Source organism: Parvularcula sp. LCG005 (genome assembly GCF_032930845.1).
GTDB lineage: Bacteria > Pseudomonadota > Alphaproteobacteria > Caulobacterales > Parvularculaceae > Parvularcula.
In genome coordinates this window covers 2259101-2274628 of record NZ_CP136758.1, presented here as the reverse complement: position 1 = coordinate 2274628, position 15528 = coordinate 2259101, and the positions used below count along the sequence as shown (strand labels likewise).

At 58.2% G+C, this 15528-nt stretch carries 15 protein-coding genes; 12 read left to right on the top strand and 3 right to left on the bottom strand.

The annotated features are described in order from the left end of the window. The first annotated feature begins 20 nt into the window (after positions 1-20). The 10 genes from RUI03_RS10725 (at position 21) to RUI03_RS10680 (ending at position 9142) form a co-directional block, all read left to right on the top strand. Positions 21-1058 carry a chemotaxis response regulator protein-glutamate methylesterase gene (locus RUI03_RS10725; protein ID WP_317287456.1) on the top strand — a complete coding sequence of 346 codons (1038 nt, stop codon included), beginning with the start codon at positions 21-23 and terminating at the stop codon, positions 1056-1058. After that, positions 1055-1624 (top strand): chemotaxis protein CheD, encoded by a 570-nt coding sequence (locus RUI03_RS10720; protein ID WP_317287455.1) that lies wholly within the window; start codon positions 1055-1057, stop codon positions 1622-1624. The genes RUI03_RS10725 and RUI03_RS10720 overlap by 4 nt, the downstream gene beginning before the upstream one ends. Positions 1625-1862: 238 nt before the next feature. Then, positions 1863-2165, top strand: coding sequence for an STAS domain-containing protein (locus RUI03_RS10715; RefSeq protein ID WP_317287454.1), 303 nt, complete (start codon positions 1863-1865; stop codon positions 2163-2165). Beyond that, positions 2162-2527, top strand: a complete 366-nt coding sequence (locus RUI03_RS10710; RefSeq protein ID WP_317287453.1) for a response regulator — start codon at positions 2162-2164, stop codon at positions 2525-2527. Before RUI03_RS10715 ends, RUI03_RS10710 begins: the two co-directional genes overlap by 4 nt. Before the next feature lie 11 nt (positions 2528-2538). Then, on the top strand, positions 2539-4734 hold the full coding sequence (locus RUI03_RS10705; RefSeq protein WP_410795869.1) for a chemotaxis protein CheA: 2196 nt from the start codon (positions 2539-2541) through the stop codon (positions 4732-4734). After that, positions 4727-5194 carry a chemotaxis protein CheW gene (locus RUI03_RS10700; RefSeq protein ID WP_317287451.1) on the top strand — a complete coding sequence of 156 codons (468 nt, stop codon included), beginning with the start codon at positions 4727-4729 and terminating at the stop codon, positions 5192-5194. The genes RUI03_RS10705 and RUI03_RS10700 overlap by 8 nt, the downstream gene beginning before the upstream one ends. A gap of 2 nt (positions 5195-5196) precedes the next feature. Further along, the gene (locus tag RUI03_RS10695) at positions 5197-6126 is read left to right on the top strand and encodes a protein-glutamate O-methyltransferase (protein ID WP_317287450.1); all 930 of its coding nucleotides are present in this window, start codon (positions 5197-5199) and stop codon (positions 6124-6126) included. Between the two features lie 9 nt (positions 6127-6135). Continuing rightward, on the top strand, positions 6136-6522 hold the full coding sequence (locus RUI03_RS10690; protein WP_317287449.1) for a response regulator: 387 nt from the start codon (positions 6136-6138) through the stop codon (positions 6520-6522). Between the two features lie 10 nt (positions 6523-6532). Continuing rightward, positions 6533-6916 carry a hypothetical protein gene (locus RUI03_RS10685; RefSeq protein WP_317287448.1) on the top strand — a complete coding sequence of 128 codons (384 nt, stop codon included), beginning with the start codon at positions 6533-6535 and terminating at the stop codon, positions 6914-6916. Positions 6917-7054: 138 nt separating this feature from the next. Continuing rightward, the gene (locus RUI03_RS10680; RefSeq protein WP_317287447.1) at positions 7055-9142 is read left to right on the top strand and encodes a methyl-accepting chemotaxis protein; all 2088 of its coding nucleotides are present in this window, start codon (positions 7055-7057) and stop codon (positions 9140-9142) included. A 67-nt stretch (positions 9143-9209) separates the two neighbouring features. On the opposite strand, the gene RUI03_RS10675 is transcribed toward RUI03_RS10680, so the two are convergent. From RUI03_RS10675 to RUI03_RS10665, 3 genes are all read right to left on the bottom strand, one after another. Continuing rightward, positions 9210-11006 (bottom strand): sodium:solute symporter family protein, encoded by a 1797-nt coding sequence (locus tag RUI03_RS10675; protein WP_317287446.1) that lies wholly within the window; start codon positions 11004-11006, stop codon positions 9210-9212. Positions 11007-11009: 3 nt separating this feature from the next. Next, the gene (locus tag RUI03_RS10670; protein ID WP_317287445.1) at positions 11010-11288 is read right to left on the bottom strand and encodes a DUF4212 domain-containing protein; all 279 of its coding nucleotides are present in this window, start codon (positions 11286-11288) and stop codon (positions 11010-11012) included. A 108-nt stretch (positions 11289-11396) separates the two neighbouring features. After that, positions 11397-13550, bottom strand: a complete 2154-nt coding sequence (locus RUI03_RS10665; RefSeq protein WP_317287444.1) for a gamma-glutamyl-gamma-aminobutyrate hydrolase family protein — start codon at positions 13548-13550, stop codon at positions 11397-11399. Positions 13551-13731: 181 nt separating this feature from the next. On the opposite strand from RUI03_RS10665, the gene RUI03_RS10660 reads away from it, so the two are divergent. Together RUI03_RS10660 and RUI03_RS10655 are read left to right on the top strand one after the other, a co-directional pair. Continuing rightward, the gene (locus tag RUI03_RS10660) at positions 13732-13971 is read left to right on the top strand and encodes a hypothetical protein (RefSeq protein WP_317287443.1); all 240 of its coding nucleotides are present in this window, start codon (positions 13732-13734) and stop codon (positions 13969-13971) included. Positions 13972-13991: 20 nt separating this feature from the next. Next, positions 13992-15515 (top strand): alpha-N-arabinofuranosidase, encoded by a 1524-nt coding sequence (locus tag RUI03_RS10655; RefSeq protein ID WP_317287442.1) that lies wholly within the window; start codon positions 13992-13994, stop codon positions 15513-15515. The last annotated feature ends 13 nt before the right edge of the window (positions 15516-15528 follow it).

The following is a 15528-nucleotide window of genomic DNA, read 5'->3' as shown; positions in this document are numbered from 1 at the left end:
TTGGCCAAAGGGAGTTTGTCATGTCCATTCGCGTTCTGGTCGTCGATGACTCTCCCACCATGCGTGGACTGATCTCCGCCGTTCTCAGTCGCGATCCACAGATCGAAGTCGTCGGCTCGGCTGGTGATCCCTACGAGGCCCGCGAAGCCATCAAGACCCTTCTGCCCGACGTCATCACGCTGGACGTGGAAATGCCGCGGATGGATGGTTTGAGCTTCCTCGAAAAGATCATGACCCTGCGGCCGATGCCCGTCATCATGGTCTCCACGCTGACCGGTGAGGGCGCCTATGCGTCCGTGAAGGCCCTGTCGCTGGGGGCCTTTGACTGCATTGCCAAGCCCGCAAACAATTCTGCCATCAATGCCTTCGAGAAGCTGCCTGAACTCGTCAAAGCGGCATCAAAAGCGAAAATCGTGAAATATCGCGGCGGACCGGATGTCGCCGAGCCACTGCAATTCACCCCTACGAGGGAAACGATGATCGCGATTGGCTCGTCGACGGGCGGCGTGGAAGCGCTGACCGAAGTCCTGCGCCGCTTTCCTGAGAACTGCCCTGCCACTGTCATTACCCAACATATGCCCGAGCGGTTCACCGAGAGCTTTGCCAAGCGCCTCGACGGAATCTGCGCGCCCGGCGTGCACGAGGCGCAAGACGGCATGCCCATTCAGTCCGGCAATGTGTACATCGCACCGGGCGGCGCCCATCATCTGACCGTTCATCGTGCCGGTGGACTCGTTTGCCGCGTGCAGCCGGGACCACTCGTCAATGGCCACCATCCTTCTGTCGACGTTCTCTTCTCCTCCGTGGCGAAGACCATCGGCGCGAACGCGGTGGGCGCGATCCTGACCGGTATGGGCCGCGATGGCGCTGAAGGCCTTCTGGAAATGAAAAAGGCAGGCGCGCAGACGATCGGCCAGGATGAAACAAGCTGTGTGGTGTACGGTATGCCGCGCGCAGCCCATGAAATTGGTGCGACGGAGAAAGAGTATCCGATAGAGCGGATCGCTGGCGCCATTCTGAGTCGATGCCAGGCCGGGCGCAGGCAGAACGCCGCATGAACAGCATCATCAGTCCCAGACCGGAAGTCCTGACGCCAGCACCTGATCGCGCCATTCACGTGATCCAGGGCGAGAGTGCCGTATCGGACGAGCCCAATGTCTATTTTTCAACGGTGCTTGGTTCCTGCATCGCTGCGTGCCTTTACGATCCTGCGGCCAAGGTCGGGGGGATGAACCATTTCCTGTTGGCCGAATCCGTCGACAGCCTTGATGGCGATCTGAAATACGGCGTGCACGCTATGGAATGTCTCATCAACAGCCTCCTGCGGTCCGGGGCACGGCGCAGTAGCCTGGTTGCCAAGGTGTTCGGTGGAGCCCGTCTGATCAGCGGCGTGTCGGATATCGGACGCAAGAACGTCATTTTCATCAAGACGTTTCTCGAGAACGAGAATATTCCGTGCCTGTCCCATAGCGTCGGTGGGGAACGGGCGCGGCGGGTCAAATTCTGGCCAACCACCGGCTCAGCCAAGCAGCTGCTGCTGGAAGTATCAGAATCCGTCAGTGTGGAACGCCGTCCGAAACGGGCAGCACCAAAGCCTGCTGGTGGCGATCTCGAGCTGTTCTAATGTTAAGAACGGGTAAATCCCGTTCTTTTCATCAGCGCGCAGTATAAAATTCTCGCTGAACTTGGTTCGAGTAATCTTTATTTTAAGCCTAAGCTGTCAAACTGTCGTCTAACGAGTTGTGAATAAAACCGACGGACGAGGTCATGCACACCAACGGTTCATCATTGGCAGAAGCCTTTGATCAAAGGGGTTCTACATCCCCGCTGCCCTTGTGTGATCTTGTGGGGAAGGGTGCGAAATGACGTCCGAGACTAATCAGACCATTGAACTGGTCCGCACAATGACGGGGGCCGAAGCCGCTGCATTGCGCCAGTCCTTCCTGGAGGCGCGCGGTCAGGCGGTGAGCGTTGACGCTTCGTCCGTCGATCATATCGGCGCGCAATGTCTGCAGGTTCTCGTGGCCGCGGCTCGGGCGTGGAGAGACGAGCAGAAGCCCATGACAATCGATAACCCAACCGCTGCCTTTTGCGAGGGAATTTCGCGTCTTGGCATCACGATGAATGAACTCACTGTAGACCAGAATGCCGGAGAGGCCGCATGACCCTGAAAATTCTTGCTGTCGATGACTCTCGAACAATGCGCGACATGCTTCGCATCGCGTTGACGAAAGCCGGGTTTGAAGTGCACCTGGCGGAAGATGGCGTGCATGGCCTCGAAGTCCTCGATGGGCTTCAGCCGGACGTCATGATCACTGATATCAATATGCCGCGAATGGACGGGTTCGGATTTATCGACGGTGTTCGTAGCAACGCCGATCACCGTTTCGTTCCCATTCTTGTCCTGACCACCGAGAGTGCCCAGGAACTCAAAGTGCGCGCCCGCGATGCCGGAGCCACTGGCTGGATCGTCAAACCATTTGACGAAGCCAAGCTGGTTGCTGCCATTCGCCGCGTCGCAGCGTAAGGGGTGCACTGATGGATCCAATGGCAGAAATTCGGCAGACATTCTTTATCGAATGTGATGAACTGCTCGAAGCGCTGGAAGCTGATCTTATTCGGATGTCCGAAGGGGATTACGATTCCGAGACTGTAAATTCCGTGTTCCGTGCCGTTCACTCCATCAAGGGTGGCGCCGGTGCATTTGCGCTTGAAGATCTGGTTCGCTTTGCCCATAAATTTGAAACGACCTTGGACGAAGTTCGGGCTGGTCGTCTTGAACCCTCTGATGAGGTGCTGGCTGTTTTCCTGCGTGCCAATGACGTTCTTGCTGATGTCGTTCATGCTGCGCGCGACGACACGCAAGCGGACACGGCTTCCATCGATACGCTGATCGCCGATCTGGCCAGTCTCGTTGGCGGGACCGTTGAACCAGCGGCCAAGCCGGCGGCGCCTGCCGCAGCTGCCGATGATGGCAGCCCGGATGAGTTTGGCTTCCAGCCTGTGACCCTGTCGTTTGACATGCCCGAAGAGGGGCCTGGACCTAAAACGTACACGATCGGATTTGCACCGACGACACGGCTTTACCAGACGGGCAATGAATCGGCATTCCTTATTCGCGGTCTTGCGGATATCGGCCATTGTACGACCGTTTGTGATACATCCAGCCTGCCATCCCTTGATGAAATGGACCCTGAAGCGGCGTATTTCTCATGGACGATTACGCTGGAATCCGAAGACGATATTGACGCCGTTCGCGACGTCTTCGACTTTGTGACGGATGCGTGCGCTCTTTCTGTCGAAGAGCTGACGGCAACCGACGCTGCACCAGACCCGCAGGCGGATGAATTCGGCTTCGCGCCCGTGCCATTGGCCTTTGACACACCGATCGAAGAGACGGCAGATGACGAAGCACCTGCTCCGGCCTCTCTGGCGGCCGCTCTGTTGCCCGCAGCTGAGGCGCCGGGCGGTGGAGACAAGGATAGCCAGGCAAAGAAAGCCGAGCCATCAGGTCCGAAGGCAACCGTCCGTGTTGATCTTGATCGGGTCGATCGCCTGATCAACCTCGTCGGCGAGCTTGTCATCAACCAGGCCATGCTCGCGCAATGCGCCACCGAAGAGGGTGTGGCCGTGCATTCGAATTTTGCCACCGGCCTTGATGAGTTCAAACAGCTGACGCGCGAGATCCAGGAAAGCGTCATGGCGATCCGTGCACAGCCGGTCAAACCACTCTTCCAGCGCATGTCGCGGATTGTGCGTGAGGCGGCCGGTGCCACGGGTAAATCCGTCCGGCTGAAGGTTGAAGGAGAAGGGACGGAGGTCGACAAGACCGTTGTCGAACGCCTGTCTGACCCCCTGACCCACATGATCCGAAATGCGGTCGATCACGGGCTAGAAAAAACCGAAGACCGTGAAGCCAGTGGCAAGTCGAGCGAAGGAACCGTCCGTCTGTCGGCAGCTCATCGGTCGGGCCGTGTCGTCATCGAAGTGGCGGATGATGGCGGCGGTATCAACCGCGCCCGCGTCAAAGAAAAGGCGATCGAGAAAGGTCTCATCTCACCGGATGCGGAGCTTTCGAACAGTGAAATTGATGCTCTGCTTTTTGCGCCTGGATTCTCGACCGCAAACGCTGTGTCCGATCTTTCGGGTCGCGGCGTCGGCATGGACGTCGTCAAACGCGCCATTCAGGCCCTGGGCGGTCGCATCTCGATTACGTCTGAACCCAAAGAGGGGACAACGTTCTCGATCAGCCTGCCGCTGACTTTGGCTGTGCTGGACGGGATGGTGGTGAAGGCTGCTGATCAGACACTGGTCATGCCACTCACCGCGATTGTCGAAACGCTGAAGGCCCGTCCAAGCGATATCCATGAAATCCATGGTGGCCAGTATGTCGTCTTTGTTCGCGACAAATTTGTCCCCATTGTCGACGTTGCCTACTTCATGGGCTTCCGCGACGCGCTCCCGGACTATTCATCCGCGGTCATCCTTCTGATCGAAGGCGATGACGGCACGATGTCCGCCCTGGCCGTCGACGATATCGTGGATCAGCGCCAGGTCGTTATCAAAGGCCTCGAAGAAAACTACGGCCATGTTCAGGGCGTGGCGGCCGCGACAATCCTGGGTGATGGTCGCATCGCACTCATCCTGGACCCGGACGCGCTTCACTCGGCAACAACGCCGACCTCTCAACTTATTCAACCGCTCATGACAATGACAGGAACAGCAAATGTCTGACATTGAAAAAAACGAACAAAACTCCGTTCGCGAACTTGTTGCATTCCGCGTCGGTGACCAGGAATATTGCGTCGATATCATGAGCGTGCGGGAGATCCGCGGCTGGTCGGCAGCGACCCCATTGCCGCACTCGCCGGTTTATGTGCGAGGCGTCATCAACCTGCGCGGCACGGTCCTGCCGATTGTCGATCTGTCTTGCCGCCTTGGCTATGGCGACATCGCCGTCGATCAGCGTAACGTCATCATCGTCGCACAGAATGGCGATCAGGTCGTAGGCCTTCTGGTCGATGCAGTCTCTGACATTCTGACCGTAGAGATCGACAAGCTTCAGCCCACGCCAGATGTGGCATCTGAGGTAGCGAAAGAGTTCGTGCGCGGTGTGATTGCCATGGAAGACCGGATGATCCGCTTTATCGAGATCGGCCGTATCCTGACGCCACTGCAGAGCGTTGCGGCCTGATCATGACGAAGGCGTCTTCGTCAACTGCATCAGGGGCTGTGCCATTCAATGGCTCGGAATTCTCGTTCTCTGATGCCGATTTCAAGCAAATCGCACAGTTTCTATACGCTGAGACAGGTATTGCGCTGACCGATGCCAAGAAATCCCTCGTCTACTCGCGTCTTGTCAAACGACTGCGCGCGCTGCGCCTTGCTTCGTTCAAGGACTATCGGGACTATATCGATGGGCCGGGCGGTGATGCCGAAAAGGCCCAGATGATCTTTTCCCTGACGACCAACGTCACGGCATTCTTTCGCGAGTCCCACCATTTTACACAACTGATGGAAGAGGCACTACCGCCCCTCATCGAGCGGGCAAAGATGGGTGGTCGCGTACGCATCTGGTCCGCTGGCTGCTCGAACGGGCAGGAGCCTTACTCCATTGCCCTCAGCTTGCTGACAGTCTGTCCCGATGCCGAGAAATATGACATCAAGATTCTCGCGACGGATATTGACGGCATTGTGCTTGAAGAAGCTCGGCATGGTCTCTACTCCGACCGCAATGTCGAGGGCGTACCTGCCGGGATCAAGGCGAAATACCTGAAGCGCGTTGGTCCGGATGAGTGGCAGGTCAGCGATCGCGTCAAGGCGCTGGTCACCTTCAAACAGCTTAATCTTATTCGTCCGTGGCCGGTTAAAGGTCCGTTCGACGTCATTTTCTGTCGCAACGTCGTGATCTATTTTGACGATCCGACCAAGGAAAAGATGTGGACGCAATTTGCGCAGCATATGGCGCCGGATGCTTACCTGTTTGTCGGGCATTCGGAACGCGTGGCTGGAAAGTCCACACGTGAACTCGCGACGGCGGGGGTCACCGCCTATCGTCGTCGCACTGCTGCGGTGTCATCAGTTGGATCAGATGTGGCTCTGGGCGGGGCCACGCTCCCTCATTAGGAGACTATAATGTCATTGAAAGATAATTTGCGGGTGATGATTGTCGATGACATGTCGACGAGTCGCGGCATCCTGATGAACACGCTGTACGAAATCGGCATCAAACATGTCGACTTCAGCCGTGATGGCAAAGAGGCATTGGACAAGCTCGCTGGCAATCCCGCACACCTGATCGTGTCGGACTACAACATGCCAGGCCTTGACGGACTGCAGCTACTCAAAGCGATTCGTGAGAACAAGATGACGTCCAAGTGTGGCTTCATCCTTGTAACGGGTACGGAGAGTGCAGAAGTCGTCAAGGAAGGGATGGCGCTTGGGATGAACAACTATCTCAAAAAGCCGTTCAACGCGGAGTCCCTGGCTAAATGCATTACTCAGGTCGTTGGACCGCTTTAAGGAACGATCCATGACGTCGAATTTGCCCTCCAAGGTTGACGATCGGATCGTCTTCAACAGGATTGCCAAGGAGATTGATGCCAGCGCCAAAATGGCGTTGCAGCTTCAGTCCGTCCTTGGCGATCAGTTGCAGCGGCTGATCGACATGGGGGAGGTGCCGTCTCCTGAACTGCAGGAAATCGATCACCTGACGCAGGTTCTGGAAGCGATTGCTGACTATATGCGCGAAGTGTCCGAGCAATTGCCCGGCACACAGTTGGATGTCAGCCAGGCGCTGAAAGCCGTTCCCATACGGAAGTTGGCGCAGCGGCTTTCTGAGTGTCATTCGGTACTGGCGGATGAATCCGCAAAAGCAGATGAAGACGAAAGCGGCGCGTTCGAACTTTTTGGCTAGGTTGAAGGTATTTTGATTTCTAGCGTGTAGCGTGTGTTAATACAAATGGAGTAAGGTAAACTTCTGAAGTCCTACAGAGTGGCGGTTGCAGACACAAAAGATAGGGCAATCGGTGCGCGGCACCTCGGGAGTTAAGCTATGGCCAATAATCGGTCAGTCATTCTGGCGTTGCAATTGTCAGCTCTTGCTGTTGTTCCCAGCAGTATCATTGCATTTCTAGCGCACAGTTCCAGTTCAAGTCTTCAATGGACGATGATGGGCAGTCTTGCGACTGCGATCGCGCTTTTCTTCATCAGCCAATACCGTTTTGGCCGGCTTCTTGGGTTTCAGGACAAGGTCCAAGAACTCGTATCGGATGGAGCCAACAGCCCGTCGGAGACCGTTGCTCTACTGACCAAGCGGCTTGAGTCTGCCGCTGCTGCCCAGCGGATCAGCAATTTCAAGGGGTCCGCGTTCGATGGCTCATCCCTGGGCATGATGATTGTGGATCGTGACCTGAATATTCAGTACATCAACGATAGTGCAGACAAGCTCTTCCGCGACAATGTCGCTGAGTTCCGTGCTACTCTCCCTCATTTTAACCCGGACCGTACGCTGGGTAGCTCGATCGACGTCTTTCACAAGAACCCTGAACATCAACGTCGTCTGCTGGCCGATCCGTCACGGCTGCCGTTCAAGACTGATATCGACATCGGTCGTATGAAGATGTCGGCCAACGTCTCTGCCGTTTACAATGACGCGGGTGAGTATATCGGCGCGACGTTGGAATGGGTCGATGTCATGGCACAGCGTACGGCGTCTGGCATTGTTGCTGCGGTGGACACGTCGCGCGGGGTGATGGAATTCGACCTGAAGGGCAATATTCTGTCGGCGAACAAGAATTTTCTGAATGTCGTTGGCTACTCGGAATCCGAGCTGGTCGGCAAGCACTACACCATGCTCGTCGGTGACGACTTTGCGCGCACGCCGGAGTTTGCCAGTTTCTGGAAAGCCGTGTCGGAAGGCAAGGCGACAACAGGAAAATACCGTCGGTATGCGAAGGGTCGGCGGCCAATCTGGGTCCAGGCCATGTACAATCCAATCGTGGATGCCACGGGCCGCATCTTCAAGATTGTCAAATTTGCTGAAGATATTACCGAGGTGGAAAATGAGCGGCTGCGCGTGGAACGCGAGGTCGAAGAAGAACGGGCTCGTCAGGCGCTGGTCGTGTCGAATCTGGAGACGGGATTGCGGCACCTCGCTGCAGGTGATCTCACCACGGAAATCACGACGCCATTTGACGGTGACTATGAGGGATTGCGCGCTGATTTCAACGCAGCGGCAAAACAGCTACGGGCTGCCTTGCGCGCGGTAGCGGCCAACGCTCAGGGAATCCAAGTTGGTGTGTCGGAGATTTCTCAGGCATCGGATGATCTGTCTCGTCGGACGGAGAATCAGGCAGCTTCGCTTGAGCAGACGGCGGCGGCGCTGGATCAGGCCACGGCCTCGGTGAAGGAGACGGCCTCGGCCGCCAATGAAGCCAACACGCTGGTGGGCACGACCCGTCAGGAAGCCGAAGCGAGCGGGCATATTGTCCGCCAGGCGGTGAGCGCGATGGGGGCGATTGAGACGTCCTCTGGCGAGATCTCCCAGATCATCGGCGTGATTGACGAGATCGCTTTCCAGACGAACCTTCTGGCCCTGAATGCCGGTGTCGAAGCGGCCCGGGCCGGGGACGCAGGCAAGGGCTTTGCCGTTGTCGCCTCCGAGGTGCGGGCACTGGCCCAGCGGTCATCGGATGCGGCGAAAGAAATCAAGGCCCTGATCCAGGCGAGTTCGGAGCATGTGGGCTCAGGCGTGAAACTGGTTGGCCAGGCCGGCACGGCCCTGACCACGATCGTGGAGCGGGTGGCGCATATCAGCGATCTGGTAGCGACCATCACCACCTCTGCCCAGGAACAGTCGCGCGGCCTGCATGAGATCAACAGCGCCGTGAACCAGATGGACCAGGTGACCCAGCAGAACGCAGCCATGGTGGAAGAAGCGACCGCGGCCAGCCACTCGCTGAAGAACGAGGCGGACCAGCTGATCGACCTGATCGGCGGCTTCCGGATCGAAGCGGGCGCTCCTGCGGTAACCCGGGGGCAGGACAAGGCCCCGGCGCGTCAGCCCAAAGCCCGGCCCGCCGCACCGCGCACCCACGGCAACGCTGCCCTGAAAGCGGACACGGACTGGTCAGACTTCTAGACCGCCTCACACCGCCAAATAAAAAGGCCACCTCTAAAAGGTGGCCTTTTTCTACATTCTGGGGCGGTTATTCCGCCGGGTGCAGAGCATCGGGCGCTATACCGCCTTCAGCCGACCCATGGGGTTTCCGCGTACCGGGGACGCGGATGTCTTCGACAAGGTCGATGACGTCCTGCGGCGGCGGCGGCGTGATCAAGGACACCACGGCGCCGACGATCAGCGACAGGAACATCACAACGAACCCGATGCCTTCAGGGGATACACCGAGGAAATACTGGTCCGGTGTGCCGCCCCCGAACTTGAAGTAGTAGATATAGCTGAAGGTTGTGACCAGACCGACCAGCATGGCGGTGATGGCGCCTTCGCGGTTCATCCTCGTCCAGAAAATCCCCAGGAAGATAATCGGGAACAGGGATGCAGCGGCAAGGCCAAAGGCGAACGCGACAACCTGGGCCACGAAGCCGAGCTTGTCGGCGCTGATCCCCAGCAGACCCGCGGCGAAGACGGCGGCAGCGGCGGCAAGCCGTGCGACCCGCAGCTCCGTCTTGTCGTCCATATTCTTGAACAGGGTCCGCCGACACAGATCATGACTGACGGCCGATGAGATGACCATCAACAGGCCTGCGGCCGTTGACAGCGCGGCGGCCAGGCCGCCGGCCACTACCAGGCCAATGACCCAGCCTGGCAATTTGGCAATTTGCGGGTTGGCGAGAACGAAAATATCGCGATTGGGCGTCACTTCGTTTTCGAGGCCGTCCGGCGCGGCAGGACCCCGATACTGCATGATGCCATCACCGTTCTTGTCTTCATACTGAAGAAGATCGGTTTTCTCCCAGTCCTTGTACCACTCAGGAACAGGCTTGCCGCCCGCCGCTTCGATCTCGGCGGCGCGAGAAGCATAGTCTTCATCGTCGCTGATATAGGTCGCCTCATTGACGGTCTGCACGAAGTTGAGCCGCGCAAAGGCACCGACGGCCGGCGCCGTGGTGTAGAGCAGGGCGATGAAGAACAGCGCCCACCCGGCCGAGACGCGGGCGGCCTTGGCGCTGGATACCGTGAAGAACCGCACGATGACGTGGGGCAGGCCCGCCGTGCCGAACATCAGGGCGCCGGTGATGGCAAAGACGTCGAACATCGACTTGTCGGTTTCCGTATAGGCGGCGAAGCCCAGATCGGTCACGACCGTGTTGAGCTTCTCCAGCATGGAGATATCCTCGCCTGCGGCGTTGCTGATAAAGCCAAGCTGCGGGATCGGATTGTCCGTAATGATCAGGGAGATGAAGATCGCCGGTACCGTATAGGCGAAGATCATCACGCAATACTGCGCGACCTGGGTATAGGTGACCCCCTTCATACCGCCGAATGTGGCGTAGACGAAGACGATCGCCATGCCGATCCAGATACCGATATCGAACGGCACGCCGAGGAAGCCGGAGAACGCGACGCCCACACCCTTCATCTGTCCTGCGATATAGGTGAAGGACACGAACAGTGTGCAGACGACCGCAACGATACGGGCAAAGGTTGAGTAGTATCGGTCGCCAACGAAGTCAGGGACGGTGAACTTGCCGAATTCACGCAGGAACGGGGCCAGCAGGAGCGCCAGAAGAACGTAGCCGCCTGTCCAGCCCATCAGGTACACAGACCCGCCATAGCCAAGAAAGGCGATCAGCCCGGCCATGGACAGGAATGAGGCGGCGGACATCCAGTCTGCGGCCGTCGCCATGCCGTTGACGACCGGATGGACATCGTGGCCGGCCACGTAAAAATCATTGGTCGAGCCAGCGCGCGCCCAGATGGCGATGCCCACATAGGTCGCGAAGGACAGGCCGACAAAAAGGTATGTCCAGAACGTCTGATCCATGACTTAACCCTCCACGCCATGTTTGCGGGCGATGCGGTTCATGCCGATGCAATAGACAACGATCAGGATAAGGAAGACATAGATGGCGCCCTGCTGGGCGAACCAGAACCCCATCGGCGCACCGCCGACCGAGAACTGATCGAGCGTGTCACGCAGCAGGATGCCGGCGCCGTAGGACACCGCAAACCAGATCACGAGAAGGGTCACCGTCAGACGGATCGTGGCCCGCCAATAGGCCTTACCGTCGGTCCTCTTGGATGTCGGTTCGGATTGTTCTGACATTCGGTTGCTCCCTGACGTGTCATTTTTGCCCCGACCATGCCGTAAACTGGCAGGATCGGCTAGGGTCCATTTAGACAAGCTATTGATGCGAAACGGCGCGTTGGGAAATCAGTCGTCCAGCGCCTCGGTCAGCGCCGGTTTCTTCTGGGCGCGATAGGTGCTGGCGGCCTCTATGAACCGCTCGAACAACTGCCGGGCGAAAGCCCGATAGATCAGGAACTCAGGGTGGAACTGGACGCCCATTCGGAAAGGGCCATCGGTCGCCTCAATGGCCTGGATCAGTCCGTTGGGCTCTCGCGCCGTCACGCGAAACGACGGACCCACATCCTTTATGGCCTGGGTGTGGACCGAGTTCACGCAGATCGAGTTGTCGTCAGTGACACTATCGAGAGTGGTATTGTCTTCGATCTCCACAGGCTTGCGGTAGAAAATGCGCTGCAGGAAGCGGGTCGGATATTTCTTTTTGTACTGCGACAGGTCGGGCCACAGCGTCCCACCGTCGAGAACATTCATCATCTGCATGCCGCGGCAGATCCCCAGCATCGGGATGCCAACCCGCACGGCCGTTTCCGCCCAGTCAGCTTCCATCTCATCACGGAGCCGGTCATAGCGCTGCCCCGTTGCGGGGGCTTCCGCATAGAGTTCGGGATAGACGTCGGATCCACCGCCGAAAAGCAGACCGTCGATTGAATGTGGCTCACGCGGCGCGCGCGACGTGATCTTGACGGGTTCACCGCCTGCCATCCGCACGGCGAACCGCATGCATTGATAAGCGAGCCAGTCCCCATCATCGGGCTTGGTGATGCCGATGACAGGACGCTCCCTTCCGGCGTCGGGCTCGGGCGTCCACACTTTGGGCTGGCGCTTGGGTTCCTGTTTGACATCGAAGACCAGCTCGTCGGGGAGTTTGCCATGACGCAGGAGTGAACTGACGGCAAAGAGAGCGCCAAGACCGACAGCGGGATCATCGTCCACCGAGAGCTCCGACGGCAGATGATCAAAATCCTTGCCCTTCTCCAGAACGGCACCCGAGACGCCCAAGCCTCTGGTGCCTTCGGTCAGCGCTTTGGCGAAGGCGGCGATGCTCTTTCTCTTGTGCCCGTCCACCAGCTCATCGCCCATCGTCGCCCACGCTTCCCGGGCTTTCTCGAGATGCGGGTCGGAGCTTGAGACTTCTTCTGCGACAGAAAGAAGCCACGCGCCTGAGGTGCGTGACTGGAAGCCGATTTCGACACTGGCCGGATCAAATGGGGGCACCGGAATCCCGGCGGCCTGACAAAAGGCAATATACGGAAAGTCGACGCCCGAAGCGGTCGAGTGAAACAGACCGGCCCAGAAGCGCGGGTTGACTTCGATAATGGTCGGCTCAACCGCAGGATCACCATTCCAGCGAAAATCGATTTCCGCCACGCCGTGCCAGTTCGTCTCCGCCAGCAGTTTGCGGGTGGCCGGTAGAAAAGGCGTCGCGTCAACGGTTTCTCGCACGGCACCGGCGCCGGACTCGATGGGGAATTGGCGCAGATTTTTGTACACGACGGCGCCCGTCAGGACGCCTTCCGCCGCGGCAACCGAAACGCAGTAATCTTCGCCGTCGATCGCTTCCTGTACCAGTATCGTGTCGTCGGCGTGGACGTTTTCCGTGTAATGATCAAGGTCTTCGGGCGATTTGACGAGTTTTACCCCGCGGCCGCCAACACCGTCCGCCGGTTTGACAATCCGCGGCCATTTGGCGTCTTGGGCGACGACACTTCGCCAGTCCCGGCCGTGAACAATATCCGTATGAGGAATAGCCAGACCGTGCCGTTCCCCGAATGCGGCGAAGTGATCCTTGGGGTGAACGAACTGGATCGACTGCGGCGAGGGGGCGGCGACACGGATAAGCGGCTCGAAGCGCTCCCGGTATCGGGCGAAAACGCTCGCATCCCGGAACGCCGGTATCAGGACATAGGGTCGGTCGTCATCGGGAGCGAAGCGCCGTACCGCCTCCTCAAAGTCCGTCAGGGCCTGTTCAAGATTATCGTCGAGGGCGGTGTGCCGGAAATTGTCCTTCACATGCTTGGAGAAGGACAGAACCGTCATGTCCACATCATCGCAGCCGATGACTTCAATGCCGCGCTCGTGCAGGGAGCGCGCGATGACCAGTGACATCAGGCTGCGGCCATAGGTGACGATGGCCCGACCTGCGGGTCTAGCGTTTTTTTGTCTTGATGACTCGCGGTCAGCGGCCGTTGCGCTGGCCGCTGGCGATGCTTTTTTGTCCATGATCCCTCGTTCCGTCTAAACCGCGTTCCGCCCGAAAGGTTCCCGCGAGGAGACGGACTGTCCGATAATTGAAAACGTTGCCAAAGCGCGGCCGCATTGCCGTACCAGCCGCGTTCGGGTTCATCTTGCGCCCGTTTTTGCTAGAGTGCGCGCCAGAAGAAGACAAAAATGTCGTAACGACATGAGTGGGACGAACGCGATGGTCGTAAAAGTGAAGGCGTCTGTGTTGGTGGGCGTTGGCGGTGTGCTTTTTATCGCGCTTGCTGGAAGCGCGATGGCAGAGGGGCCGCGCGAACGTATTTCCATCAATGATGACTGGCGCTTCCATCAGGGTGATCCTGCCGATCTGCGGTCGACGATCGGGCGGGACGACAATTATCACCACCACCAAACCGCCCAAGAAATGACGCGGCCCCATTAAAAAGAGATGTTGGAGGATTTATGAGAAAATTTGCGACGGCGATCAGCGCCCTTGCCACACTGACAGCCTTGCCTGCCTTCGCGCAGACAGAATTGACGATCAACACCGACAGCGAGATCGGCGTGATCCAGCCTGAGGTCTATGGCCAGTTTCTGGAGCATCTGGGCGGGCAGCCCTATGACAGCATCTGGGTGGGCAAGAAAAGCAAAATTCCGAATACGGATGGGATTCGAAATGATGTCTTCGACGCGCTCGACAAGCTCGATATCCCTGTCATCCGCTGGCCGGGCGGGTGTTATGCTGACCTCTATCACTGGCGGGACGGCGTCGGGTCAAAACGGGCCGGGCGCACGAACATGGCGTGGGGCGGTACACCGGAACCCAACACTTTCGGTACCCATGAATTCTTCAATCTCGCCGAACGTCTGGGGGCCAAGACCTATCTCAACGTCAATCTCGGGACCGGTACGCTGAACGAAGCGACGGACTGGCTTGAATATATCACCTTTGACGGCAAATCTGATCTGGCCGACGAGCGTCGGGCCAATGGCCGTGCCGAACCGTGGAAAATCGATTATTTGTCCGTGGGCAACGAAACGTGGGGCTGCGGCGGCCATTTGCGCCCCGACGCCTATGCCGATCTTTATGCTCTTTGGGCAACATTCCTGAAGACGTCAGGGGAGCAGCCCAAGCGGGTGATTTCAGGGTCGCATGAGGGCAACATCGACTACTCAAAGGATGTGCTCGACCATCCCAATATCGGCAGCCTGAGTGAGGGCATCTCGCTTCACTACTACACCCTGCCGACCGGGGATTGGGGTGAGAAGGGAGACGCGCTCGATTTTCCCGAAGAAGAGTGGGCGTCCACCATTCGCAATACACTGCGTATCAAACCGGCCATTGATGCGTCGCTTGCCATGATCGATGAGCATGAGCTTGGTGACGATTTTGGTCTGTATGTGGACGAGTGGGGCATGTGGGTTGATGGTGAGGAGGGCGCGCCAGCGCTTTACCAGCAGAACACGATCCGTGATGCGGTTGTCGCGGCCCTGAACTTCAACATCTTCCACGACTATGCAGACCGCGTGCCGATGACCAATATCGCGCAGATGGTGAACGTTCTGCAGGCCATGATCCTCGTCGATGGCCCGGACATGGTGCTGACGCCCACCTATCATGTGTTTGAGATGTACACGCCATTCCAAGGGGCGACGGCATTGGAAATCGCATTGGACAGCCCCAGCTACACGTCCGGTGACATCAGCTTCCCGGCATTGTCCGCGACAGCTGCCCGTACGCCCGAGGGCGAGATCGTGATCGGCCTGGTCAACGCTGATCCCAAATCCAGCCACGATGTGTCCTTGCCCGCCAGTGGGGCTGCAACATTGAATGGACGCGTGCTGACCGCCGCCCGTATGGATGGCCACAATACCTTCGACGACAAGACGGCCGTGGTCCCCACTTCCATGTCCGTCAGTGCGGAGAATGATATTTTCACGGTCACACTGCCCGCGCACTCGGTTGTCGTGCTGACCATGGAATAAAGGTTGGGCGTCC

Coding starts and splice junctions, on each gene's coding strand:
- RUI03_RS10725 (WP_317287456.1), top strand. CDS start 21: ATGTCCATTCGCGTTCTGGTCGTCGATGACTCTCCCACCATGCGTGGA.
- RUI03_RS10720 (WP_317287455.1), top strand. CDS start 1,055: ATGAACAGCATCATCAGTCCCAGACCGGAAGTCCTGACGCCAGCACCT.
- RUI03_RS10715 (WP_317287454.1), top strand. CDS start 1,863: ATGACGTCCGAGACTAATCAGACCATTGAACTGGTCCGCACAATGACG.
- RUI03_RS10710 (WP_317287453.1), top strand. CDS start 2,162: ATGACCCTGAAAATTCTTGCTGTCGATGACTCTCGAACAATGCGCGAC.
- RUI03_RS10705 (WP_410795869.1), top strand. CDS start 2,539: ATGGATCCAATGGCAGAAATTCGGCAGACATTCTTTATCGAATGTGAT.
- RUI03_RS10700 (WP_317287451.1), top strand. CDS start 4,727: ATGTCTGACATTGAAAAAAACGAACAAAACTCCGTTCGCGAACTTGTT.
- RUI03_RS10695 (WP_317287450.1), top strand. CDS start 5,197: ATGACGAAGGCGTCTTCGTCAACTGCATCAGGGGCTGTGCCATTCAAT.
- RUI03_RS10690 (WP_317287449.1), top strand. CDS start 6,136: ATGTCATTGAAAGATAATTTGCGGGTGATGATTGTCGATGACATGTCG.
- RUI03_RS10685 (WP_317287448.1), top strand. CDS start 6,533: ATGACGTCGAATTTGCCCTCCAAGGTTGACGATCGGATCGTCTTCAAC.
- RUI03_RS10680 (WP_317287447.1), top strand. CDS start 7,055: ATGGCCAATAATCGGTCAGTCATTCTGGCGTTGCAATTGTCAGCTCTT.
- RUI03_RS10675 (WP_317287446.1), bottom strand. CDS start 11,006: ATGGATCAGACGTTCTGGACATACCTTTTTGTCGGCCTGTCCTTCGCG.
- RUI03_RS10670 (WP_317287445.1), bottom strand. CDS start 11,288: ATGTCAGAACAATCCGAACCGACATCCAAGAGGACCGACGGTAAGGCC.
- RUI03_RS10665 (WP_317287444.1), bottom strand. CDS start 13,550: ATGGACAAAAAAGCATCGCCAGCGGCCAGCGCAACGGCCGCTGACCGC.
- RUI03_RS10660 (WP_317287443.1), top strand. CDS start 13,732: ATGAGTGGGACGAACGCGATGGTCGTAAAAGTGAAGGCGTCTGTGTTG.
- RUI03_RS10655 (WP_317287442.1), top strand. CDS start 13,992: ATGAGAAAATTTGCGACGGCGATCAGCGCCCTTGCCACACTGACAGCC.